At 37.7% G+C, this 24,293-nt stretch carries 15 protein-coding genes; 14 read left to right on the top strand and 1 reads right to left on the bottom strand.

The genetic code is table 11. From position 1 onward, the window contains the following. From ACO1D1_RS03195 to ACO1D1_RS03130, 14 genes are all read left to right on the top strand, one after another. A partial coding sequence (locus tag ACO1D1_RS03195; RefSeq protein WP_423334930.1) for a hydantoinase B/oxoprolinase family protein occupies positions 1–1,719 on the top strand: 1,719 nt, incomplete at its 5' end. Between the two features lie 108 nt (positions 1,720–1,827). Beyond that, complete coding sequence (locus tag ACO1D1_RS03190) at positions 1,828–3,204, top strand: APC family permease (RefSeq protein ID WP_423334929.1); 1,377 nt, start codon at positions 1,828–1,830, stop codon at positions 3,202–3,204. Positions 3,205–3,387: 183 nt separating this feature from the next. Next, positions 3,388–5,844: an RNA polymerase recycling motor HelD gene (gene helD / locus ACO1D1_RS03185; RefSeq protein WP_423334928.1), complete on the top strand. Its 2,457-nt coding sequence runs from the start codon at positions 3,388–3,390 to the stop codon at positions 5,842–5,844. A gap of 25 nt (positions 5,845–5,869) precedes the next feature. Continuing rightward, positions 5,870–6,466, top strand: a complete 597-nt coding sequence (locus ACO1D1_RS03180; protein WP_149870412.1) for a DUF1819 family protein — start codon at positions 5,870–5,872, stop codon at positions 6,464–6,466. A 17-nt stretch (positions 6,467–6,483) separates the two neighbouring features. Beyond that, positions 6,484–7,023: a DUF1788 domain-containing protein gene (locus ACO1D1_RS03175; protein ID WP_149870411.1), complete on the top strand. Its 540-nt coding sequence runs from the start codon at positions 6,484–6,486 to the stop codon at positions 7,021–7,023. Then, a complete protein-coding gene (brxC, locus tag ACO1D1_RS03170; protein ID WP_423334927.1) occupies positions 6,986–10,591 on the top strand; it encodes a BREX system P-loop protein BrxC in 3,606 nt (1,201 codons plus the stop codon). The genes ACO1D1_RS03175 and brxC overlap by 38 nt, the downstream gene beginning before the upstream one ends. A 14-nt stretch (positions 10,592–10,605) precedes the next feature. Further along, positions 10,606–14,103, top strand: coding sequence for a BREX-1 system adenine-specific DNA-methyltransferase PglX (pglX, locus tag ACO1D1_RS03165; RefSeq protein WP_423334926.1), 3,498 nt, complete (start codon positions 10,606–10,608; stop codon positions 14,101–14,103). A 57-nt stretch (positions 14,104–14,160) separates the two neighbouring features. Beyond that, entirely contained in the window at positions 14,161–17,625 is a 3,465-nt protein-coding gene (gene pglX / locus ACO1D1_RS03160; RefSeq protein ID WP_423334925.1) for a BREX-1 system adenine-specific DNA-methyltransferase PglX, read from the top strand. A gap of 116 nt (positions 17,626–17,741) precedes the next feature. Continuing rightward, entirely contained in the window at positions 17,742–18,755 is a 1,014-nt protein-coding gene (locus ACO1D1_RS03155; RefSeq protein ID WP_423334924.1) for a hypothetical protein, read from the top strand. A 117-nt stretch (positions 18,756–18,872) separates the two neighbouring features. Next, positions 18,873–20,291: a BREX-1 system phosphatase PglZ type A gene (gene pglZ / locus ACO1D1_RS03150; RefSeq protein ID WP_423334923.1), complete on the top strand. Its 1,419-nt coding sequence runs from the start codon at positions 18,873–18,875 to the stop codon at positions 20,289–20,291. Positions 20,292–20,402: 111 nt separating this feature from the next. Beyond that, complete coding sequence (locus ACO1D1_RS03145) at positions 20,403–21,158, top strand: GNAT family N-acetyltransferase (protein ID WP_149870406.1); 756 nt, start codon at positions 20,403–20,405, stop codon at positions 21,156–21,158. Positions 21,159–21,265: 107 nt separating this feature from the next. Beyond that, positions 21,266–22,267 carry a macro domain-containing protein gene (locus ACO1D1_RS03140; RefSeq protein ID WP_423334922.1) on the top strand — a complete coding sequence of 334 codons (1,002 nt, stop codon included), beginning with the start codon at positions 21,266–21,268 and terminating at the stop codon, positions 22,265–22,267. A 77-nt stretch (positions 22,268–22,344) separates the two neighbouring features. Further along, complete coding sequence (locus ACO1D1_RS03135; protein WP_423334921.1) at positions 22,345–22,998, top strand: vWA domain-containing protein; 654 nt, start codon at positions 22,345–22,347, stop codon at positions 22,996–22,998. A 98-nt stretch (positions 22,999–23,096) separates the two neighbouring features. Continuing rightward, complete coding sequence (locus ACO1D1_RS03130; protein ID WP_423334920.1) at positions 23,097–23,651, top strand: hypothetical protein; 555 nt, start codon at positions 23,097–23,099, stop codon at positions 23,649–23,651. Between the two features lie 48 nt (positions 23,652–23,699). Here ACO1D1_RS03130 and ACO1D1_RS03125 read toward each other — a convergent pair whose 3' ends face one another. After that, complete coding sequence (locus tag ACO1D1_RS03125; protein WP_423334919.1) at positions 23,700–24,152, bottom strand: DUF2269 family protein; 453 nt, start codon at positions 24,150–24,152, stop codon at positions 23,700–23,702. Positions 24,153–24,293: the final 141 nt, after the last annotated feature.

The raw sequence follows: 24,293 nt of genomic DNA, 5'->3' as shown, positions 1-24,293 counted from the left end.
AAACAGATGCAGACATCAATAATTAAGCCATTACCAGAATTGGAAATTGATGCAATTACATTAGAGGTTGTTTATAGCAGCTTGCTTACTGCTGCAGACGAAATGAGCGGTGTACTTGGCAGAAGTGCGTATTCACCGATCATTCGTGAGATGATTGACTATTCATGTGGAATTTTTGATTCGACAGGGAATCTAATTGCACAAGCAGAGAATATTCCGGCTCATCTTGGTTCAATGGGCACTGCGCTGCGAGATCTGTTCAATGACTTTCCGTTGAATTCATTTAAACCAGGTGATGCATTCTTAGTAAACGATCCATACCGCGGCGGGCAGCACACACCCGATCTTCATGTGTTTACCCCGGTTTTCTACGACGGCGAGCTAATCGGAATATGTGGTACGATTGCCCACCATGCAGACATGGGAGGTAAAAATCCGGGAACAGAAGGCTTTGACAACCGATCGATTTTTGAGGAAGGACTGCGCATTCCGCCTGTAAGATTAGCAACAGCGGAAGGAATTAATGAGGCAGTTACAACAATCATTGCTGGTAATGTTCGGGAGCCAAAAGCAACGATGGGTGACTTGCGTGCTCAAATAGCTTCCTGCCGCTTTGGTGAAGGGCGTCTGCAGGAACTGGCTAAGCGATATGGAGTCATCATTTTAAAAGAAGTAATGAAGAAGTCTATGGATTACTCGGAATTACGGATGCGAACAGAGTTAGCTGGGATGAAAGATGCTGAAACGACTGTCAGCGGCTGGCTCGATGATGACGGTGTTGGGGGAGATCCAGTAGAAATACGTGTAAAAGTTGTTAAAAATAACGAGGAAATTGGGGTTGACTTCACTGGCACAAGTCCTCAAATGACGGGAGGTATGAATGTTCCGCCAGCTGCAGCAGCTTCAGCAGTTCTATATGCAATAAAATGTGTGGTAGATCCTGCAACACCACAAAATCAGGGGTGTTTCCGCCCGATAAAAGTAGTGCTTCCGGAAGGAAGTATTGTTAATCCTCATTTTCCAGCTGCGGTAAGTTTACGTCATCTTGCTGTTCAGCGGATAGCTGATACAATTTTACGGGGGCTTTCTGAGTTATATCCGGAACGAACAGCTGCTGGAACATTTGTTGGCTTCTCAAGTTTAGCCATTGACAGCTGGCATCCCGTTAATAAGACTCCAAGAGTAATTCAAGATGATCTCGGTGGAGGAATGGGCGCTCATGCGAACGGGGATGGCATTGATGCAGTTGATACCCACTGTGGAAACGTTGCTATTTTGCCTGCGGAGGTATGTGAACTGTCCTATCAAGTTCGTGTTCGATCAACAGAACTTATCCCTGATTCAGGAGGGCACGGAAAATGGCGCGGGGGACTTGGAATTAGACGGGAGTACGAGATACTTGAACAGCCCCATCAAGGTCTTGTTTATACGGAACAATCCAATCCACATTTTGCCCCATGGGGTCTAGAGGGAGGAGGCACAGGCACCCCTGCGAGGATTAGACATGTTAGAAGTGATGGAAAAGAGATCGAAATGAGTAAGGGATATTTCCGGGCACTTCCAGGTGATCGGATCATTATCGAAACATCTGGAGGCGGCGGATACGGCGATCCAATTTCTCGTGATTCCCATCTAATCTTAAAGGATATACGTGAAGGCAAGGTAAGTATGGAAGCAGCAGAAAAAATATATGGTGCGGTTGACAAAGGGATTTTATAAGAATTTGGTCTCCCGTAGCAAAAACTATTTAACAACAGCAGAAAATCTTAAAAATATTGACCCATTACTTGCCTATTATCACTAAATGATATAAGGAGGATTGAACCTATGGAGGGTGCTGTAAAGACGGATAAAGAAGTGATTACAGGCAAGGAAGATACTGCATTAGAGGAATTTGGATATAAGCAGGAGCTAAAACGTTCGCTAACATTTTGGGACTTATTAATTTACGGTCTATGTCTAATGGTACCGATCGCCCCATTTGCTATATATGGGTATGTAGCCCAAGCTTCTAGTGGAATGGTCGCACTTGCGTATTTAATCGGCATGGTTGGTATGATTTTCACTGCCCTTAGTTATGCTCGAATGTCAGAGGCATTTCCGATTGCCGGATCTGTTTATTCTTATGCACAACGGGGGATAAACGAGGTTGTTGGATTTTTTGCCGGCTGGATATTTTTACTTGATTACATTTTTGTGCCTACATTAATATATTTGGTTGCAGCTGCGGCACTTAGCGGCGTTCTTCCAGGAATCCCAATGGTTGCTTGGATCGTAGTCTTTATAGTGGTCAATACAGTTTTGAATATAGTTGGTGTGAAAATTACAACAACTGCACTTAAAATCATTTTATTTATAACACTAGCTGTGTTGATTATTTTTGTAATATTTGGAATTGTTGCAATTGCGAACGGTGTGAATGGTGCCGAGTTTTCAATGAAACCACTATATGATCCTGACCACTTTAGTATCGGATTAGTAATGGGCGCTGTCTCAATTGCAGTACTAAGCTTTTTAGGATTTGATGCTGTTTCCACTCTTTCCGAGGAATCTAAAGGAGAAAGAAAAGCAATAGGGAAGGCAATCATTTTTTCTTTACTTGCGGTAGGTGCTTTATTCATCACTCAAACATGGATCGCCTCACTTATTTATCCAGATTTTAATGGATTTACTAATGTCGATACAGCTTTTTATGATATTGCCGCGATAGCTGGTGGTGCCTGGTTAAAGTGGACTACCGCAGTTGCTGTGGCAATTGCCTTTGGAGTTGCTGATGCCATGATATTCCAAGCAGCAATTGCCCGACTTTTGTTCAGTATGGCCAGGGATAAGAAATTACCTGCTTTTTTAGCAAAGGTCCATCCGAAATATCAGACACCTTATACAAGTACGATCATTGTTGCTGTAATTTCATTAGCTGTTGCCACTCTATTCTCAACTCATATGGACAACTTGACATCAATCGTAAATTTTGGAGCGTTAACGGGATTCATGTTACTTCATATTTCAGTCATTAACTATTTTATTCGTAAAAAGAAGAGTACGGATTATCTAAATCACCTTATATATCCAATCATTGGTTTGATAATTATTGGTTACGTATGGATTAGCTTAGCTCCACTCGCCAAACTGATTGGTGGGATTTGGATTGTTCTAGGTGCTGTGTACATGATTTATCTGAAATTTAAAAAAAGACTGGTCTAACTTTGGGTTCAGTCCCCTGGCGAAATAAAGCAATAAATCGCCGAGGGTCTGAGCCCATTTTTATGTGTTAAAAATGGTAAACTAAAGCTAGCAGCTATGATAATATCTATAAACAACCTGTTAACATTCACCAATATAGACTATACTTTTAATGGAATAATGTGTAAGGTGTGATGATGGGAAATGACCGAGGCCGTGAAACAAGAGCAAAAGTATTTGAATCAAACACTTGAAGTAATTGACAATATTATACATAAAACGGATAAATCACTAAAAAAACCTGTGGCGTCCCAGGTGGAGGCGCAAATTAGAGAAACTACCTCTAAGAAGAACCGGCTATTGAAAGAAGCGAGAAAAAGTCCTTATTTTGGTCGGCTGGATTTTGAAGATGATTTTGACCGCGAAATAATATACATAGGTAAAAAGGGAATCGACAATGACGGCGACATTGTGGTTGTGGATTGGCGCACAGATTTAGGCAAGCTATATAACGCCTATCAAGGAGTTCAAGCCAATTTTACCATCGGTAATAATTCACAGCCGATTACGATTCATGGTAAACGCGGTATTATTGTCAAAGACGGGAATGTTGTTAGTATTAATGAAATAGGTAAGAGTGAAATAGTTGAGGATGAACAGGGAAATCAAGTAAAATACATGGATGATTACCTTAAGGAAATTCTTACGAATACGGGAGAAGCACATCGGCTGCGGGATATTATTGCAAGCATTCAGGCGGAGCAGGACGAAATTATCCGTTTGCCTTTAAAAGACACGATTATAGTACAGGGGGCAGCAGGAAGTGGTAAATCGACGATTGCGCTGCATCGGATTTCCTATCTGTTATACCAATATCATGAACACATTCGCCCGCAGGATATTCTAATTCTTGCGCCAAATGAAATTTTTCTATCCTATATCCGTGAAGTGGTACCTGAAATTGAAATAGAAGGAATTGAGCAGCGGACGTTTTATGACTGGGCGTCCATGTACTTTACCGATGTGAACGAAATTTCCGATCTTCATGAACAATATGTAATCGTTCAAGGTTCACCAGACAAAGATGATAAGGTAAAAGTATCTAAATACAAAGGGTCACTTCGTTTTAAAAAGATGCTGGATGATTTTGTCGAGTATATTGGGATTACAATGATTCCACACGGAGATATTTTTATTGACAAAGACGTCAGTTTGTCAAAACAGTCCATAGATCAATTTTATACATCTAAAGAAACTTTACCTCTAAATGTTCGGATGAAAGAAGTAAAGGAGTTCATTGTCAATTGGAGTAAATCGGAAACAAAAAAAGTGAAGAAAAAGATTGATGAGGAGTTCGAAGATTCCTATAACCGCTGGGTAGTTACGCTCCCAGAAGGAGAAGTTCGTAAATCAGTTTACGAGGCTCTAGAAAATGCCAGGACGCTTCGTTTAAAACTTTTTGTAGAAAAATTGGAACATGAAATCTCTTTATATGTGAAGAAGATGGAAAATATTCCGGCCTTGTTAATGTATAAGTCCGTTTTTCAAAAGAAAGTGTTTGAAAAATTTCATTCTGATTTAGATGAGGAATTATTAAGTCTTATGTTGAAAAGCGGGCGTCAAGTAAAACAAGGACGATTTACATATGAAGACATTACCCCTCTTATTTATCTAGATGCCAAGATTAATGGGAAAAAATTATCGTATGAGCACATCTTTATTGATGAAGCGCAAGATTACAGTCCATTCCAGCTTGCATTTTTAAAAGACTATGCAAAGTCGATGACCATTTTGGGCGATATCGGGCAAGGAATTTTCTCTTTTTATGGATTAGATCGTTGGGAAGAAATTGAATCCTACGTTTTTAAAGAAAAAGAATTTAAACGTCTACATTTACAAACAAGCTATCGCTCAACAAGACAAATCATGGATTTGGCCAATCGGGTTCTGCTGAACAGTAATTATGATTTCCCATTGGTCATCCCAGTGAACCGTCCAGGTGCTATTCCTTCTATAAAAAAGGTTGCGAGTATCGGTGAACTTTACGATGAAATGAAACGATCCTTTAAACTGTTTGAGGAAAAGGGGCATAAAACGATTGCGATATTAACAGAGACAAAACAAGATGCGATTGACACGTTTGATCAGTTAAAACGAAGAAATGTGGGCGGTCTGCAATTGATTTCTGAAGGCAAACAAGAGCTTCGTGAAAAAATTGTCATTATTCCTTCCTATTTAGTAAAGGGTTTGGAATTTGATGCTATTATTCTTCATGATGTGAGCAGTGAAACATTTAAGGACGAGACGCAGCATGCCAAACTGCTGTACATGTCAATTACTCGTGCTCACCATGATTTGCATCTATTCTACCGCGGCAGCTTGTCAGTGCTGCTGGAGGACCGTGATCCCAATGCACCCCCAAGGCCCCGAAAATCGTTCGAGGATTGGATCATAACCGATATAACGAATCCGAATGTCGAGCCCCAAGTTGAAATGATGAAGGTTGTGGCGAAGGAGGAAACATTACGTTTGTTTGAGGATGAAGAGGAAGAAATGGTAATAGAAGCATTTGATGATGACAGGGAACGCTATTACGATTTCTACGCATGGGTAAAAGTTTGGCATCGTTGGGCAGAATTGAAGAGGAGCATGCAAGAGTAGAGAGGTAAAAGGGTTGTGAGAAAGAATGAAAGTATATTCGGGCGGATTTACCGCTGAGCACCTTTATAGAAATGAAGTCAAACTAGTTGCTAATTTACAATTACAGGGATTAGCAAAACAGAATATAAAAGAGAAAATATTTGACGAAAATCTCTTTCATTGCCGCAGTGAGGCGGCAATGAAAGATCTATTTCCACGTGTGTATAAACGAACGGAAAAATTAGATAATCGATTACGAGAAATTTTATTAAAGAGTTCGCGATCCGATTGTAACGCCATATTATTATATGCCTTTTTAAAAGGCTTTAAGCTCCCTTATGATTTTGTTTTAGAAGTCGTCCATTATAACTTAAAAAGGTATAAAAACACGGTAACGGAAGGTAATGTGCTGACTTTTTTCGAGGAAAAAGGACAGCAATATGAAGAAGTCCGTAACTGGAGCGAGAAAACAAGGTATAAGCTCAAGCAGGTTTTGTTGAAAATACTAGTAGACGCAGACTTGCTTGTTAAAAACGATAAAGAATATGAAATTAAGCCGATTTCTTTAAGTAAGGACTTAAGGGATTATGTGGAACAACATTCACAAAGCCAAGACTTAATTGTTTTAACATTAAATGATTGATAGTGAGGTAAGTAGAAATGATTCAACAGAAATTGAATCATTTTTTTGAGGAAATTCAAAAGGATGATTTCTTAAACATGCGCGGACTGGGAAATGAGGTTCCGTATTTCCTATTTGATTATAATCCTGAGGATGAATTGATGGTTAGAAAATCCATTAAGTATTTCACAGATAAGACCCATATAAATATCAAAGTATTGAACTTATTTGATTTGATTATTCATTTATTTGAAGATATTGGCGGCCTAGAGGGATTAAAGCAATTTGAAGAGGAACAAGGAACAGAAGAATTATTTGAAGCAATTCGTCCATCTATTGAAGAGGAACACATAGTAGAACAAATTGCAGAAGAGGCCAAGGATGCTCAGGTGATATTTATTACAGGGGTTGGAAGCGTATTTACATTAGTTAGAACAAACGAACTGTTACACCAATTGCACGCTCGAGTGACAAATACACCAATTATTGTTTTTTATCCCGGTGAATACACTGGACAAGGATTGAGCTTGTTTAATCGCTTTGAATCAAACGGCTATTACCGGGCATTTTCAATCTAGAAATAAAGGGGGAAGACTTTTGTTACAGGATGCTTTTTCCATTAAAGAATTATTTAAAAAAGAGATTGATCGTGAAATTAATGGGGTTGTTCAAGCCGGCCAGCGCGATGAAGAGGTCATTCAAGATGAATTAGAAGAATATGTCATGACAAAAGAAATCAGCGAAAATATGACGTATTTCTTTAAAAATTATGCTTACAGCTTTCAAAATAAGACAACGAAAATGGGAGTTTGGATTTCCGGTTTCTTTGGTTCCGGTAAATCTCACTTCCTGAAAATCTTATCATATCTATTAAATAATGAAACCGTTTATGGCAAAAGAGCGATTGACTTTTTCATTGATAAGACGGAAGACCAGGAACTCTTAAATATTCTTCATCAATCAGCAGGATTTAACAGCCATGCGATTTTATTTAATGTCGATTCTAAATCGGCTGGTGGGAAAAAAGAAAAGGCAACAATTGTGGAAGTGTTTCTAAAAGTATTTAATGAATACCTAGGCTATTCCTCTACTCCTTGGATTGCTAATCTCGAGAGACAGTTGACGGAAGAAGGTGTCTACAGTCAATTTGTCGAGCAGTTTGAAAAAATAGATGGTTCAAAATGGGCTGACAGCCGCGCCCGCGTTTTGTTTAAGAAAAAATCATTTGTCGAGGCATTAACACAATTAGGATATACCAATGATACGGCAGCAACAGTCCTGTCTGCATCCAATAAAAATTATCAAATCAGTTCGGATGAATTTGCACAGCTGGTTGCCGAACATGTGGAAAGTCAAGGTAAAGATTTCCGGCTTACCTTCTTGGTTGATGAAATTGGCCAGTACATTGGGGATGATTCAGACTTAATGTTAAACCTGCAAACGATTACGGAGGATTTAGGGAATCATTGTCAAGGGAAGGTTTGGGTCATTGTTACCTCACAAGAACAAATTGATGCGGTTACAAAATTTAAAGGAACTGAAAACTTTTCGAAAATTCAAGGCAGGTTTGCAACGAAAATTCACTTGACAAGTTCAAATACTGACGAAGTCATCAAACGCCGACTGTTAGAAAAAACACCTGCTACAGCAGATCGTTTAAAGATTGACTTTGACCAAGTAGGTCAAAGTTTAAATAACACGCTAACATTTGAAAAAGATAAATCCGTTCTGCAAAATGGTTATAAAAATGCGGAAGATTATGCAGCCATTTATCCATTTGTCCCCTACCAAGTAGAGCTCTTGCAGCGCGTATTCAATAAAGTTCGCCGCCAGGGAGAAGCCGGCGCCCACTTGTCACAAGGGGAACGTTCGTTGTTAAATGCCTTCCAGGAAGTGGCCATTCAACTTATGGATGAAGACACGAATCAGCTTGCACGCTTCTCGCAATTCTATGAAACCGTCAAACGGTTTTTGAGTACCTCTGTGTCTTCTACCATAATTGAGGCAGGGAAACGTGAAGATATTGGTGATTTCGATGTTGAAGTGCTGAAAGTATTATTTATGATTAAGGGAATTGATGAAGTAAAAGCGACAGTTGAAAATATTACAACCTTGCTGGTTGACAGCGTTGATTGTATTAAGAACGACCTGGAAAAGCAAGTCACAAAATCCTTAATCCGTCTTCGTCATAATTTGTTGATTGCGGAAAATGCAGACAGGACATTTGTATTTTTAAGTGATGATGAACAAGAAATTAACCGAGAAATTCAAAACGAACATGTAAATGAGGCAAATGTTACCGATGCCCTCGGTAGGATGTTCTTTGAAGAAATTGTCCTGATGCGGTCATACCGCTACCAAAAAACGCATGATTTTGAGTTTAATAAGGCATTTGATACCTACAATCGCGGTGGGAAAACAAACGCGTTAACGCTGCAGGTGTATACGGGAGATGTTTCTGCAGAACAAGCAAGGGCAGATGCAAACTCGGGGACGATGATCATGTATATTCCGGATGAATATGCGGAAAAGTTTTACGAGCCAATGCAATATGCTCAAAAAATTCAGTCCTATGCCAATAAGAAGATTTCGACAAGCTTAACGGATAAGCAAAAGAAAATTTTAGAGGAAAAGCGCCAACAGGTCAGTGAGTTTGAAAAGAAGGCAAGGGAAGCATTAATTGAAGCGTCTGCAAATGCAAAATATTTCATTCAAGGTCAAGATTATGATTTCAAGGGGTCATTAGAAAATCAACTTCAAAGTGCTTTTGAGATTCTTGTCCGAAATACGTATAGTTATTTGGGATACATTGATGAACCGATACCCATAAAAAATGCAAATGAAGTCATTTACGAGTGGGCCATGAATGGACTTCCAGGTAGACTTGACGGTACTTTTGCGAATTATTTGGCTTATGATGCAATGATTCGATATCTTGAGGAAAGCCGTAACAGACAGGTGATCACGTTAAAATCCTTAGTGGAGAAATTCAGAGCAGTTCCGTATGGCTGGAGCGAAAATGATATTGCCGGATTGATGGCTGGAGCACTTTATAAGAAAAAAATAAAGCTTAGCTATCTAAATGAAGGTTTTGATGCTGGGCACCCTCAGTTTATTGGCCGAATTACAAAGACATCAGAAAGAGAGAAGGTCATCATTGAAGCACAAATTGGGCTGCCGCCACGAGTACGTAAAGACGTGGTCGAGTTAATGCGTGAACTCTTCAATTTCTATGAGATAGGTGAGACATATGATGAAGTAGCCAAAGCAGTTCGAGAACAGCTTAAGAGCCATTTCAATCAACCAATCGATGACATGCAACGAATCAAGCAACGGGAAGATCAACAGTATCCATATCCCGGCGGTATGAAGCTTTCAAAAATCAAAAACAGTCTTTTTGAACTGATGTCCATTGCAAAACAGGAAAACTTTGTGGATGAATTTATTGAGTTAGATGAGGATTTAGAAGACTGGCTAGAGGAAGTTCAGCATTTGAATTCTTTCTTTAATGGCAATGCGATTCGTCATTTTGATGAAAGTGTCCGGTTGCTAAAGGAACGTCGTGATGATTTAGATGTGGCACAGCATGATGTGGATGTTCAGAATGTAAAAAATAACATTATTTCGGTGTTAACAAGCGACAACCCATTTAAGCAAATCCCAAATTTGCCCATCTTAAATGAACAACTGAAGTATGGCCTGTCTGAATTTGTAAAACGAGAGATTGGCACTCAGCTGGAACAGATAGAAGCCATTCGTATTGATATGGAAAGCCTACAATCACAGTACAACGAAATTGAAGAAATTAAAGCAGTTGTGCAAAAGAAATTGGCAGAACTACAGAAACGTGTCGAACAAATGCGAGAGTTGGAAAGTATTTCCCGTGTTTATACGTATACGCAAATGGCAAACAATGATTATCGTAGATTACAGGAAACAGTAAGAGAAATGTATATCGATTACATCGGAAAAATTGGTAAAAAAGATCCTGTTGAAATAAGTGCTGCCCAATTACTTTCAGAAGTCTTGCCCACTGGTCAATATGAGGTGAAAAACGATCAAGATTTAAAGCAATGGCTGTATAAGCTGGAAACAGAAATAAAAAGAAAATTAAGCACTGGTCAAACGGTTATTATTAAAAAATAAGGAGACTTTATGCGATGAACAAAAAGGCATTAAAAGAGTTTGCGGTCTATGCACGGAACGAACTTCGCAGCCAAATCGCATTTCGAGCGCAAGCCTTTGGGATCACGCCCAAAGGCTCTCCTGTGCTTGTGACAGGTGCAGACTATGTTGAAATAAATAATAAGAAGTATCCACTTACATATAGAAAAGGAATTGAAAAATTATTTAAAGAAATAGAAATAAAGGGATATGACCATGTCATAGAAGAAGTTGCCTACACATGGTTCAACCGTCTGATCGCCATTCGTTTTATGGAGGTTCACAATTATCTCCCTTCTAAAGTTCGAGTCCTTTCCAGTGAAACAAAAGGGAAGGTAGACCCGGATATTCTAACAGAATATCAGTATACAGATTTGCCCGTGAATACTGATGATATTGCATCATTATTAACGCAAGGAAATCGGGAGGAAGCATTTCGAAAATTACTTGTTGCACAATGTAATGAATTGAGCGAAATCATGCCTTTCCTCTTTGAAAAATTGGCCGACTTCACAGAGTTATTATTACCCGCGTCTTTACTACATGCGGACTCCCTAATTAATAAATTGGGAAAAGAGTTAGAAGATGAAAATTTCGAGCATGTAGAAGTAATTGGGTGGATGTATCAATATTACATATCAGAAAAAAAGGATGAAGTGTTTGCTGGACTAAAAAAGAACAAAAAAATTACAAAACAAAATATACCGGCAGTCACACAATTATTTACACCACATTGGATTGTTCGGTACATGGTAGAAAATTCACTAGGACAAATGTGGTTGGAATCTTATCCAGGGGCCGATTTGAATTTGCAAATGAAATATTATCTTGAACCTGCAGAACAAGAAATGGACGTTCAGAAAAAACTAAAGGAATTGCGTTATTCAAACGTAACTCCAGAGGAAATTACCTTTCTTGACCCCGCCTGCGGGTCAGGACATATTTTAGTTTATGCCTTTGACCTGTTATATAAAATTTATGAAGAAAGGGGTTATTCACAAAAGGAAATCCCAACCAAAATTTTAGAAAAAAACCTATATGGGATTGAAATCGATGATCGTGCGGCACAACTTGCTTCTTTTGCCCTTTTAATGAAGGCACGCGAGAAAACAAAAAAGATTTTCCGCGAAGTTCCGAAATTGAATATTTTTTCTATTGAAGAGTCAAATGGAATTAATATAAGCCAAGCAGCGGAATTAATCGGAGAAAATCATAGTGAAAAATCCGAGTTAACGAGTTTGTTTCGTACATTTATCGATGCAAAAAACTACGGCTCCATTCTAAAACCAGAAAATCTAAATTTTAAAAAGTATCTCGAAAAGGTTAAAGCACTTAAAGAATCGGGAAATCCAACATTGGAAAACTTTGTAGTATTTGAACAATTAAGTAAAATAGATAATTTGCTAAAACAAGCTTTAATCCTTACAAGTGAATTTAATGTAGTCGTTACAAATCCTCCCTATATGGCTACCAAAGGGATGAATGAAGCTTTGAATGATTATGTGAAAAAATACTACCCAGATTCTAAAATCGATTTATTTGCAGTCTTCTTTGAGCGGTGCAAGTTATTTACAAAATATAATGGATTTCATGCAGTTATAAATCAACATTCGTGGATGTTTTTAAGTAGTTTTGAGACTTTACGAAAAAAAATGATCAAAACTCAAACGATTGTTTCAATGATTCATTTAGGACCAAGAACATTTGAGGAAATTGGGGGAGAAGTTGTTCAAAATACTTGTTTAGTTTTAAGAAATATCAGGATCCCTGATCATATTGCATTTTATTATAGATTAGTGAAATATAATAATACGCATGAAAAGGAACAAATGTTTTTGCTAGGTGAGAATAAATATCAAGCAAAGCAGAATAATTTCCAAAGAATTCCCGGGTCTCCAATTGCGTATTGGGTCACTGAGAGAATGCTAAAAAATTATAATAATAATAAATTATCAAATGTATGTAATACACGTAAAGGTATGGTTACTGCAGATAACCCCCGATTTATTAGATATTGGTTTGAAGTATCTTATGAAAGGTTTAATAAAGATGCTAAAAGCCGTGTAGAAGCAAAAGCATCGAAGAAAAAATGGTTTCCTTATAATAAGGGAGGACAAGTTCGGCTGTGGTACGGGAACAACCTCTTTGTCGTAAATTGGGAAAATGATGGATATGAGTTATTACATATGAAAAGTGAAGGATATAAGGTGGGATCAACTAACCATAATTTAGATTATATTTTCAAACCTGCCATCCTGTGGAATAAAATAACAACGAATAAATTTTCTGCACGATTTTCCTTCCCAGGTTTCTTGTATGATGATGCTAATGCTTTTTTAACTTCACTAGATGAAGAGACCGATAAAATTATTTTAGGTTTTCTTAATTCTAAAGTTGCAACCCATTATCTTGAGGCTATCAATCCAACATTAAACTTTCAGCCAGGGAATATCGGTTCCTTGCCATTTAAACCTATTTCCCATTCTGAGCCTGTTCCGGTCATAAATGAATGTATTCAATTGTCAAAGACTGATTGGGATTCCTTTGAAATTTCCTGGGATTTTACAAGTCATCCATTATTGGAATCAAGGAAAAGTCTCGTTTTATTAGAACAAATATACAACAATTGGGAAGAATCTTTAATTAAACAGTTCAATCAGCTAAAAACTAACCAGCAAGAACTAAATAAAATATTTATTAAACTATATGAGCTTGAAGATGAGTTAATTTCAGAAGTACAGGACGAAGATGTGACCAGTGAGCTCGCTGATCGATTACGAGAGGCAAAGTCTTTTCTGTCATACACCATTGGTCTAATGATGGGGCGTTATTCTTTAGATGTTGAAGGACTAGCTTTTGCAGGTGGGGACTGGGATGAAAGTAAGTATAAAACAATTCAGCCAGATTCAGTCGGCATTATCCCGCTAACAGATACAGAGTATTTTGAAGATGATGTTGTTAAACGTCTTCAGGAGCTGTTAGTTGTCCTATTTGGACAGGATTCGTTAGCCCAGAATCTTCGTTGGCTTGCTGAGTCGCTTACAATGAAAGCAAATGAAACGCCGGTGGAACGGTTGCGGCGTTATTTCTTTGATGAGTTTTATGCTGATCATTGTAAGATTTATCAAAAACGGCCAATTTACTGGATGGCTGAATCGGGACCTAAAAAAGGGTTTCGTGCTTTGTTTTATTTACATCGCTACACTCCCGAAACGTTGGCTGCAATAAGATTTTCTTATCTACAAAACTTGCAGGAAAAACTACGACAAGAACAAAAACGTCTAGAACAAGACCTTGTGAATCCGGATCTTTCAGCTGCAATGAAAAAGCGTTATGAAAAACAGGTGACAATTAACATATCACAACAGGAAGAATTGATTGACTTTGATAAGAAGCTGGCGGAAGTCGCAAACCAGCGGATCATGCTTGATTTGGATGATGGTGTGGCGGCTAACTACGAAAAGCTAAAAACGGTTTTAGCTAAGATAAAATAGGGTCAAGGCTAACCTTGACCAATTCTCTAAAAATGAATTCCAAAATTGGGTGATGAAATGAACAAAAAGGCTTTAAGAGAATTTGCGGTTTATGCTCGAAATGAGTTAAGGAATCAAATTTCACTTCGGGCACAAAGTTTTGGAATTACCGAAAACAGCATTCCTTCACTATTAACTGGTGCTGACTATGTAGAAGTAAATGGTATAAAACACCCCATTACCTATAAAAAAGGAATTGAGAAGTTATTAACTGAGTTAAAAACAAAAGGTTACGATCATGTGATTGAAGAGGTGGCCTATACATGGTTCAACCGGCTTATTGCGATTCGCTTTATGGAAGTTCATAATGATCTTCCTTCCAAAGTTCGCGTGTTATCCAGTGAAACGAAAGGGAAAGTGGATCCAGATATTTTAACGGAATATCAGTTTACGGATCTATCTGTTAATAAACAGGAATTAGCATCTTTAATTACCCAAGGGAATCGAGAAGAAGCATATCGAAAGCTATTAGTTGCCCAATGTAATGAACTGAGCGAGATAATGCCGTTTTTATTCGAAAAATTAGCCGACTACTCGGAGTTATTATTACAGCAGTCATTGCTGCATGCAGATTCCCTAATCAATAGATTAGTGACCGAATTGGCAGAAGAGGATTTTCAAGAGGTAGAAGTAATCGGATGGCTTTATCAGTACTATATGTCAGAGAAAAAAGAACAAGTTGGCGGACTAAAAAATAATGCAGTAAAAAAAGAAGACTTACCTGTTGTTACCCAGTTATTTACTCCCAGATGGATTGTAGAGTATATGGTTCAAAATTCTTTAGGTAAGCTGTATGATCACTGGAACCCCGACAATGAACTTGCTAAACAATGGGCGTATTATTTAAAATCATCTGAAAGATTGCCAACACCGAGCATTGCATCTTTAGAGGAAATAAAAATAATTGACCCTGCATGTGGATCGGGTCATATTTTAGTTTATGCATTTGATTTACTTTATGATATGTATTTGGAAGCCGGGTATTCAGAGCGTGATATTCCAAGGTTAATTATTGAAAAAAATCTATATGGGATGGACATTGATAAACGGGCTGTCCAAATCGCATGCTTTGCATTAATGATGAAGGGGCAGGAAAAGTACCGAAGATTCTTAAAAAAGGCAACTAATTTAAAACTGAACATTCTTGAATTTAACGATAGTAAACCATTATCTGAAGAGGCAACCCGCTTTATGGCAGATAAAGCGGGTGATATAGGCTGGATTACTTCCTTACAAAAACAATTTGAAAATGCAAAACAATTCGGTTCACTTATTGTTCCGAAAGAAGCTGCTTCTTTTTATTTGAAGTTTATGAACTTCATTCATTCATCTAGCATAGAGGCAACTAACTTGCTAGAGGAAGCCGTTTTGATTGAAATAAAGGAGAACTTACTTCCGTTAATAGAGCAAGCATATCTTCTGGCAGTAAATTACGAGGCAGTAGTGACAAATCCACCTTATCATAATAAATATAATCCAATTTTAAAGAATTTTTTGAATGATAATTATAAAGAATATAAGTCAGACTTATATTCGGCATTTATTTATCGTTCTATTCAATTGACAACTGATTATGGTTTTGCCGGTTTAATGACTCCTTTTACATGGATGTTTATCGCTACTCATGAAAAATTAAGAGAATATATTATTGCTAATCAAAGTATCTCAAGTCTAATCCAATTAGAGTACTCAGCATTTTCTGAAGCAACAGTACCCATTTGTACGTTTGTTATTCAAAACCAGAAAGGAAACACAAAGGGAGAGTATATACGTTTAGAGGGATTTAAGGGAACAGAGATTCAGCCTGTTAAAGTTAGAGAAGCCGTAGAAAAAGCTGTATCATATCGCTATACCTCGGATAGTAAAGATTTTTATTCCATACCAGGTTCACCTTTTGCCTTTTGGAGTTCGAAACAAGTACGGAACATTTTTAAAAACAATCCAAAATTAGCGGAAATTGCTGAGCCAAGAGTTGGACTTCAAACTAGTGATAATGATCGTTTCATACGTTTATGGTACGAGGTAATAATAGATAAAATAGGATTTCATTATGAAAGCAATGAGGATGCATGTAAAGGTAAAAGAAAATGGTTCCCTTATAATAAGGGCGGGGAATACAGGAAATGGTACGGCAACCAGGATTATGTTGTGAATTGGGAGAATAATGGATGGGAAATTAAAAACTTTGTTGATTCGAAAGGGAAACTTAAATCAAGACCGCAAAATACCCAATATTATTTTAAGGAAGGGTTAACATGGACGGCGATTTCTAGCTCGAGATTCTCAGTTCGTTATTCGCCAAAGGGTTTTATATTTAGCAATGCGGGAATGATGGTTTTCACTGATAAGTATTTAAAGTTTTTATTAGGGTTATTGAACTCTAAATTAACAAGTATGTTCACACAACAATTGTCTTCAACAATAAATTTTGACCAAGGAATTATTGCAAGAATTCCTGTTAAATTAAATGATACAAACTGCTTAAATATCGTGGATAAGAATATTCATCTTGCCAAAAATGATTGGATTTCATTTGAAACATCTTGGGATTTCAAACAACATCCATTCCTAACATACAATCAACAGGCAACGAAATTAGAGAAATGCTATGAAAACTGGGAAAAACATTCTGAAAACCAATTCCGGCAACTCCAGCAAAATGAAGAATCCTTAAATCAATTCTTCATTGATTTGTATGGTTTACAAGATGAATTAACTCCTAAGGTCACGGATGACGAGATAAGCGTAAGACTTGCAGATCGTGGACGTGATGCAAGGAGCTTCCTTTCCTATTGTATCGGTCTGATGATGGGACGCTATTCTTTAGATGTAGCAGGATTAGCTTTTGCAGGCGGCAACTGGGATGCCAGAAAATATACGTCCTTCCAACCGGATTCAGATGGAATTATTCCACTTACAGATTCGGAGTATTTTGAAGACGATGTAGTAAAAAGACTTCAAGAGTTGTTAGTTCTTATTTTCGGACAAGAGAGTTTAGCCGAAAATCTTCGCTGGCTGGCCGAGTCAGTGGTCATGAAAGCAAATGAAACTCCTGTAGAGCGCCTACGCCGGTATTTCTTTGATGAATTTTATGCCGATCATTACAGGATTTATCAAAAACGGCCAATTTACTGGATGGTGGAATCAGGAAACAAGAAAGGTTTCCGTGCCTTGTTCTACTTGCATCGCTATACGCCAGAAACATTGGCAACAATGCGCTTTTCTTATGTTCAGAACCTGCAGGAAAAATTGCGTCAGGAACAAAAACGTTTGGAACAAGATCTCATGAACCCGAACCTTTCGGCTGCGACGAAAAAACGTTATGACAAACATCTGTCAACGATCAAAGCCCAGCAAGAAGAGTTAATTGTCTTTGACAGGAAATTGGCAGAGCTTGCGAATAGGCGGATTTTCCTTGATCTTGATGATGGTGTCGTTGTGAACTACGCAATGATGCAAAATGTACTTGCAAAGATTAAGTGAGTTCCAGAAGGATAGAGCAAGGACTCTATCCATTTTTGTTCGCTTTAGTTTACAATCATTGTTTTCTTTTTTATTCTAGAAGAATGAAGATTATGTATGATGAGAGTTGGTGTCAAATGAATATTACTGAAGAACTGCTGCGACTATTTCGGGAACAGCAGGCGGAGAACAACGGAGCACATCGTTCGCTTGTATTTTGGTATGACTCCCAAAGTGAAAGACGCGATTTTTCTGAGATAGAAGCGGTTCTAAAACAAGAACAAATAAAAGTGCATCACCTAGATCGGGACAGTTCCTTTCGGACAAAAGTTTTACTTGAAATTGAGGATACCGATCATTCTTATTTGCTATATGCGCCATATGCCAAGCCGGAGGATGAAGATAATTTCTTATTAGATATATTGCTTTATAGCGGTAAATACGGTGAGTTTCAAGCGGATGAAATTGCTATTCGCATGAAGGAATTACGTTTAGAACATTTACCCATTCGCAAATTTCTTGAAGATCATGCCAAGTTTTTTGAAAACAAACAGCGTGTTGCGAAGTTTCAGAAACTACTTCCTAATAAACCCACGATTGATCAAGTAAAGCAAACGACGCTTGCTGTGTTATGTAATGCAAGAACTATTCATCCACAAGATATTTTAAAAAGCGTTTTATCTAGTGGGAATTTATCAGATTCAAATGAGGAACTTGGAAAAATTGAGAAGTACATAGATAAGGAATTATTTTTTACCTATGTGGGTGAGTATTTTGGCATTGCAAAGAATGGGGGAAATCGCTTAGCACATATCATCGAAACAATTGTGTTTCAGCATTACGCCGCACATATTATAGATGAGAAAGTAATATCTGTTAGTTATGAATCCACAGTTCCTAATATTTGCAAGGTATTTGTTGAAGAATGGTTAAAGTCTGAGGAAAGAATGTCATTAGAACATATTTTAGATCAGTTGGAACAGAAATGGAATGTTGAACATGATGTTGAACAGCATACCTACCAAGCCTTTCTACGCTGCGATACATTTGCGGTGGTTGAACAGAAGATCTTAGAAGTTTTACATGAACTCCTTTTAAATGAAACATTTGTGGTAACGGAGTGGAGAAGCATTCTTTCTGAAACGCAGTAAGAGTTATTGGTATAAAACACGTTTTTTTCAAAAATATCAGCTGTTAGAGAAAGCTCTTTGTTTGTATGAGTGGCTGAAAGTGTTTGAAAAAAATGATGCACCGAAGTCTGGACTAGAATGGTTTCATCGATATACAAGAAAGATTTTAATATCGACCAAGCCTACCGTCAGCTACAACACACCTTTATGAGTGAATCCGGTGTAGAAGAATACCGAGTGCTATTCGACCAATTGACCTTCTGGTATGAAAATCGGTATTTAATGGAACTGAGTCGTTATACCGATGATTTGATTGAGACGGAATTAAAAGCTAATTGGCCTCTGCAAGACATAATGCAGCAGAAGAACTTTTATCGTACCATCATACGGCCATTGATAGAGGGATCTCGAGAACGGGTTTTTGTGGTAATTTCCGATGCAATGAGATTTGAAATTGGAAATGAACTAACCCAGCATTTTAGTCAGCGATTGAATGCAGAAGTAAAGCTAATACCGATGCAGGCAACCTTACCAACCTATACGCAAATCGGAATGGCCTCATTACTTCCCGGAAAAATAACCGGAATTTCAAGTGATGGCACCGTATTTGTCGATGGATTTTCCACAAAAGGTCTAAACAATCGTAATAAAATATTACAATTAAATGAGCCTGACTCTGTTGCACTAAAGCTGGATGAATTTATTCCATTAGGAAAAGAAGAGGGATTAGCGTTAATAAAGGGTAAGCGTGTCGTCTATTTATATCATGACAATATTGATGCTATCGGTGACTCCAGTAAGACAGAAGGGAATACGTATGAAGCAGTCGCACAAACATTGGAACGGTTGAAAACAGCTGTCAAAAAGTTGACCGGAACATATGAAGCAGGAAGGATTTACCTGACAAGTGATCACGGCTTTCTTTATCAAACCTCCCTTGTCGAACAATACCAGAAGACAGAAAGTATTAATGGCGATGTCTTTGATCGCAACCGGCGCTTTGCAATAGGAAATAATTTGAATACTCCTGAAGGAACCGTGAAGATTTCCTTACAATATCTAGGGCTGGAGCAGGAAGCGGTTATTGCCAAAGGATTAAACCGGTTTACCGCAGGCGGCGGTTTGCGATTTGTTCACGGAGGAGCTATGCCGCAAGAGTGTATCATCCCATTGATAGAGTACAGGCAAGTGAAAGGAAAAGCGCGAAAGGCAGAGGAAGATCGAGTAAATGTCCGTATCGCCTCGATTCAAAAAGTGATCACCAGTTATATGTTTATTGTCCCATTTTTCCAAGAGGAGAAGGTTTCAACCCACTTATATCCAAGAACATTACGGGCCGCATTTTACCGTAACAATGAACGAATCTCGAATGAGATAACAATTACTTTCGATTCGGAAGGTGAGGTAAGCGGACGCCAAACAGATGTCGTATTTCATTTGCTTGAAGACCGTTATCGAACTGGGGATGTATGTGTATTAAAGTTAGAGGACGTTTCCGGACGAACCACTGAAATATACGCAGAAGAAGAGTACGAGCTAAAATTATATAGTATTTAATGGTGACCATGGGGACGGTTCTTGTGGCACAAATTAGGCTTGACCCCCGATGGAGGTAAGAGTTAGATCAATGGGGGTCAGGCACTATATTCGAAAAGAAGGAGTAACAAAATGCAAATAACATTTGAAAATATTTATACGCTTGGTCATGTCATATCTGAAAATAATCTATACAGCCAGATACATTATCCAGAAATGTTAACTAGATATGATAGTAACTTTATAGAGTTTAAACAGATTCCGACTCTGACAGAATTTAAAAAGGCAGAGAGTTATTTAAGAGAATTCCATTTAAAACATGGTCAAAACCACCTAAAGTTTTATTTTCCTCCAAATGAAAAACCTGCTGAAGAACTAATTGATTACATGGATAATTCAGGCTATGAAATTGGATTTCTCGAACTATATGCGATTGAACCTAATCAATTTCCTTCAGTAATAGAAAATCCAGATATTGAGATTCATACTTTGTCTGATAACAATCTTGAGTCCTTTCTTACATTACAATATCAGCAAGATTTGGAGAATGGGCGTGACTTTGCAAATCAAAATCAGGAATTGCATAAACGAAATTTTAAGAATCCGAATATTCAGCAGCTGCTTGCATCATATAAAGGTACTCCGGCAGGATCGGTAGATATTATTATTAAGCAAAACACAGCGGAAATTGACGGTTTGGTTGTTAATGAAAACTTTCAGAAAAAGGGCATAGGAAGCAGATTGCAGAAATTTGTTATGGATCAATTTTCTAATAAAACCATCATTTTAGTCGCGGATGGTGAAGATACTCCAAGAGAAATGTACAGAAGGCAAAACTATCAGTACCAGGGTTTTAAATATCAATCCCACAAAGTATATGAAGATTAATTCTATTAATATTTATATACTGTAAGATTTTAGAACAATAGATCGAAATAAGGGGGCCAGGTGCCATTTCACGTAGAAAAAGTTCTTAAAATAGGGAGGAAAAAATTATGCCCTTAGAAATTGTTCGCCATGATCTAACCAAGATGAAGGTAGATGCAATTGTGAATGCTGCGAATACGTCATTGAAAATGGGTGGTGGTGTTTGCGGAGCGATTTTTCGTGCAGCAGGCACCAGTAAGTTGCAAGAAGCATGCAATCAAATTGGTGAATGCAAGGTGGGGGAAGCCGTTATTACTGATGGGTTTCAATTGGATGCAAAATATATTATTCATACACCTGGGCCAATTTGGCAAGGAGGCTCCCATCAAGAAGCAGCTTTGTTAAAGAAATCTTTTTATAACTCCTTAGAGCTGGCAAAAAAACACCAATGTGAATCAATTGCCTTTCCACTGATTTCGACTGGCATATACGGCTATCCAAGAGATGAAGCATTACAGATTGCGGTTTCCACCATCGGTTCATTTTTATTACATCATGATATGCACGTTTTTCTTGTTGTTTTCGACAAGAAATCCTTTTGTTTAAGCAAGAAGTTATTTACATCCATTCATCAATTTATTGATGAGCATTATGTCGAGCTTGTAGAAAGCACGTTTACTCGTAATAGAGAAGAACCATTTATATTGGAACAACGGCAAGAAGTTGAAATTCTTCAAGAGTCCCTATATAAAGAGACTGATTATTCATTAGAAAACTTATTGAACCAACTGGATGAATCTTTTTCCGAACGGTTGCTTCGTTTAATTGATGAAAAGGAAATGACAGATGTTGAGACATATAAAAGGGCAAACATTGACCGGAAATTATTCTCTAAAATCCGGAATGGCATCGATTACACTCCAAAAAAGAAAACTGCCGTTGCTTTTGCGATTGCATTAAATTTAAATGTAGATGAAACGATTGCTCTGCTAATGACCGCTGGTTATACCTTGTCACGCAGCAGTAAATTCGATGTTATTATTGAATACTTTATTCAGCAGGCTAACTACAATATTCATGAAATTAATGAAGCCTTATTTGCTTTTGACCAGCCATTACTTGGTGCTTAAAATGTCGCTTACAAAGAGACCAATTCTTATCGTATTATTGTTATCCTAAGTTTATCAAATAACGGAGGATGAAGAATATGAAAAAGAATGTAACAGAATTGGTGTTTATTTTAGATAAAAGCGGCTCCATGGCAGGACTTGAAGCAGATACAATTGGCGGTTATAATGCAATGCTGATGAAGCAGCAGAAAGCAGAAGGAGAAGCCATTGTTACTACCGTCTTATTCGATCACGATTATGAGTTATTACATGACCGAATAAATGTTAAGGGTATATCTCCTATTACAGAAGAGGATTATGAGGTAGGCGGTACTACTGCACTATTAGACGCCATTGGTTTTACCATTCAAAAAATGGTGAATGTACAAAAGAGGACAAGTGAGGATGAACGTGCGGAAAAGGTACTTTTCGTGATTACAACGGATGGGATGGAAAATGCCAGCCGCGAATTTACAACTGACAAAATCAAAAAAATAATTCAGCATCAAAAAGACAAATATGGCTGGGAAATCCTGTTCCTCGGAGCAAATATCGATGCTGTAACGACCGCTGCTCAATTTGGAATCGAAGAGGAATTTGCTGTGGATTATCATGCTGATCATGTAGGAACTCAAGTTAATTATGAGGCGGTTAATGAAGCTGTAATTAACCTTCGAAGCGGCAAAAAGATTGACCGAACATGGAAAGAAGGGATTGAAAGGGATTATAATCGTCGTTTACGGAATAAATAACTAACTAAGGAAAGGTATGATATACAATTCTTGCAACAGTCATTTTTACTTTAGTACTTTTAAGTGGAATCTATTATTTATTACGAAATCTATTCAATTTGAAAAAGGCAGCAGATGTCTCAAAAGATGCACTTTATCCAATAAATGAAAGTGAGTTTGCAGGTATTATTATTCCGACTGATTGGAAATCAATGGAGCCGCTTACGAAAAACACAAGGTCCTATCGATATGTCAAATGGGGTACGATTGCTGCTCTTGGTTTATTAACAGCTCTTTTTGTGCTGGTCTTAACGACAGATTGGTTTGAATCTTCATTTTTTAGCTTGGCTTATCTGTTCTTCATCATTATTAGCTCGGTTCGACATCGTGGCAATTTATTTCTTTTGCCAAATGGAATAATACTTAATGGGAAATTTGTATCATACAATCAAATTAAACATTATGAAACAGAGCAAATCGTTCGATGGCATAGTTTATATGGTCTCGATACAAACGTGAACAATGCGTTTAAGGTGACATTTATACTGAAAAGGACTATTTTTCAGCCTCAATTCATAGTTGTACAGAATGCTGATCAGCTTAAACACATAAGTGCATTGCTTCGCCAAAAAGCCGTTCCTTATGAACAAAATTCTCCAAATCATGGTGCCTGACCTTAAGTGTTGTTAAGCGGGTCAGGCCCCAACTGTTTGGCAATTTTGTTAAAATGGTTTAATTGTCATCAGAATAATTAAAAGAATAGCCGCAATATGTAAGATGTTATTTAATGGGATTGCTTGTTTTGCCAGTTTTTTATATTCTTCAGGCAACTCTTCACCTTGATGTTTTTCAAGGACCTCGATTTGAAGTTTAGCTTTCTTCGGAAGGATTCCGGCGGCAATGGGTTGAACGGCTATGTAGATGACAATTGAGGCAATATACCAAATTTCCTTGAATAATTCCTGATGGATTATGGCCATGATAATCCCTGTGATTAGCAGTGTAATGCTTCCGATTTTGGCTAATTTCTCTGTTCCTTGTGAAACCAATAGAGCAAACTTTGCTTGAGATACATTTTTTACCTTTCCCATTAAAACAGGCATGCCAAAAGTAGCCCCTAGTCCAACTACGGCCGCTACAATGTGGATCAGCAATATGAATGTGTATAATGTCATGATTTCACCTCCTACTTTTTTACTACTTTTAATTTTACTGAATATCTGAATAATTAGAACTATTATTTTTTGCTCCTTTTGTATGTAATAAAAAAACTAACTGATCATCAAAAAAAGTGCCTGCTGCCGCATCCGGAACTG

The sequence above is a fragment of the Neobacillus sp. 19 genome (assembly GCF_049463095.1).
GTDB lineage: Bacteria > Bacillota > Bacilli > Bacillales > Cytobacillaceae > Neobacillus.
This window is presented reverse-complemented; position numbering and strand designations above follow the sequence as displayed.

Bases quoted from the DNA above. Each gene is read 5' to 3' on its own strand.
- ACO1D1_RS03190 (WP_423334929.1), top strand. From the start codon at position 1,828: ATGGAGGGTGCTGTAAAGACGGATAAAGAAGTGATTACAGGCAAGGAA.
- helD (WP_423334928.1), top strand. From the start codon at position 3,388: ATGACCGAGGCCGTGAAACAAGAGCAAAAGTATTTGAATCAAACACTT.
- ACO1D1_RS03180 (WP_149870412.1), top strand. From the start codon at position 5,870: ATGAAAGTATATTCGGGCGGATTTACCGCTGAGCACCTTTATAGAAAT.
- ACO1D1_RS03175 (WP_149870411.1), top strand. From the start codon at position 6,484: ATGATTCAACAGAAATTGAATCATTTTTTTGAGGAAATTCAAAAGGAT.
- pglX (WP_423334926.1), top strand. From the start codon at position 10,606: ATGAACAAAAAGGCATTAAAAGAGTTTGCGGTCTATGCACGGAACGAA.
- pglX (WP_423334925.1), top strand. From the start codon at position 14,161: ATGAACAAAAAGGCTTTAAGAGAATTTGCGGTTTATGCTCGAAATGAG.
- ACO1D1_RS03155 (WP_423334924.1), top strand. From the start codon at position 17,742: ATGAATATTACTGAAGAACTGCTGCGACTATTTCGGGAACAGCAGGCG.
- pglZ (WP_423334923.1), top strand. From the start codon at position 18,873: ATGGTTTCATCGATATACAAGAAAGATTTTAATATCGACCAAGCCTAC.
- ACO1D1_RS03145 (WP_149870406.1), top strand. From the start codon at position 20,403: ATGCAAATAACATTTGAAAATATTTATACGCTTGGTCATGTCATATCT.
- ACO1D1_RS03140 (WP_423334922.1), top strand. From the start codon at position 21,266: ATGCCCTTAGAAATTGTTCGCCATGATCTAACCAAGATGAAGGTAGAT.
- ACO1D1_RS03135 (WP_423334921.1), top strand. From the start codon at position 22,345: ATGAAAAAGAATGTAACAGAATTGGTGTTTATTTTAGATAAAAGCGGC.
- ACO1D1_RS03125 (WP_423334919.1), bottom strand. From the start codon at position 24,152: ATGACATTATACACATTCATATTGCTGATCCACATTGTAGCGGCCGTA.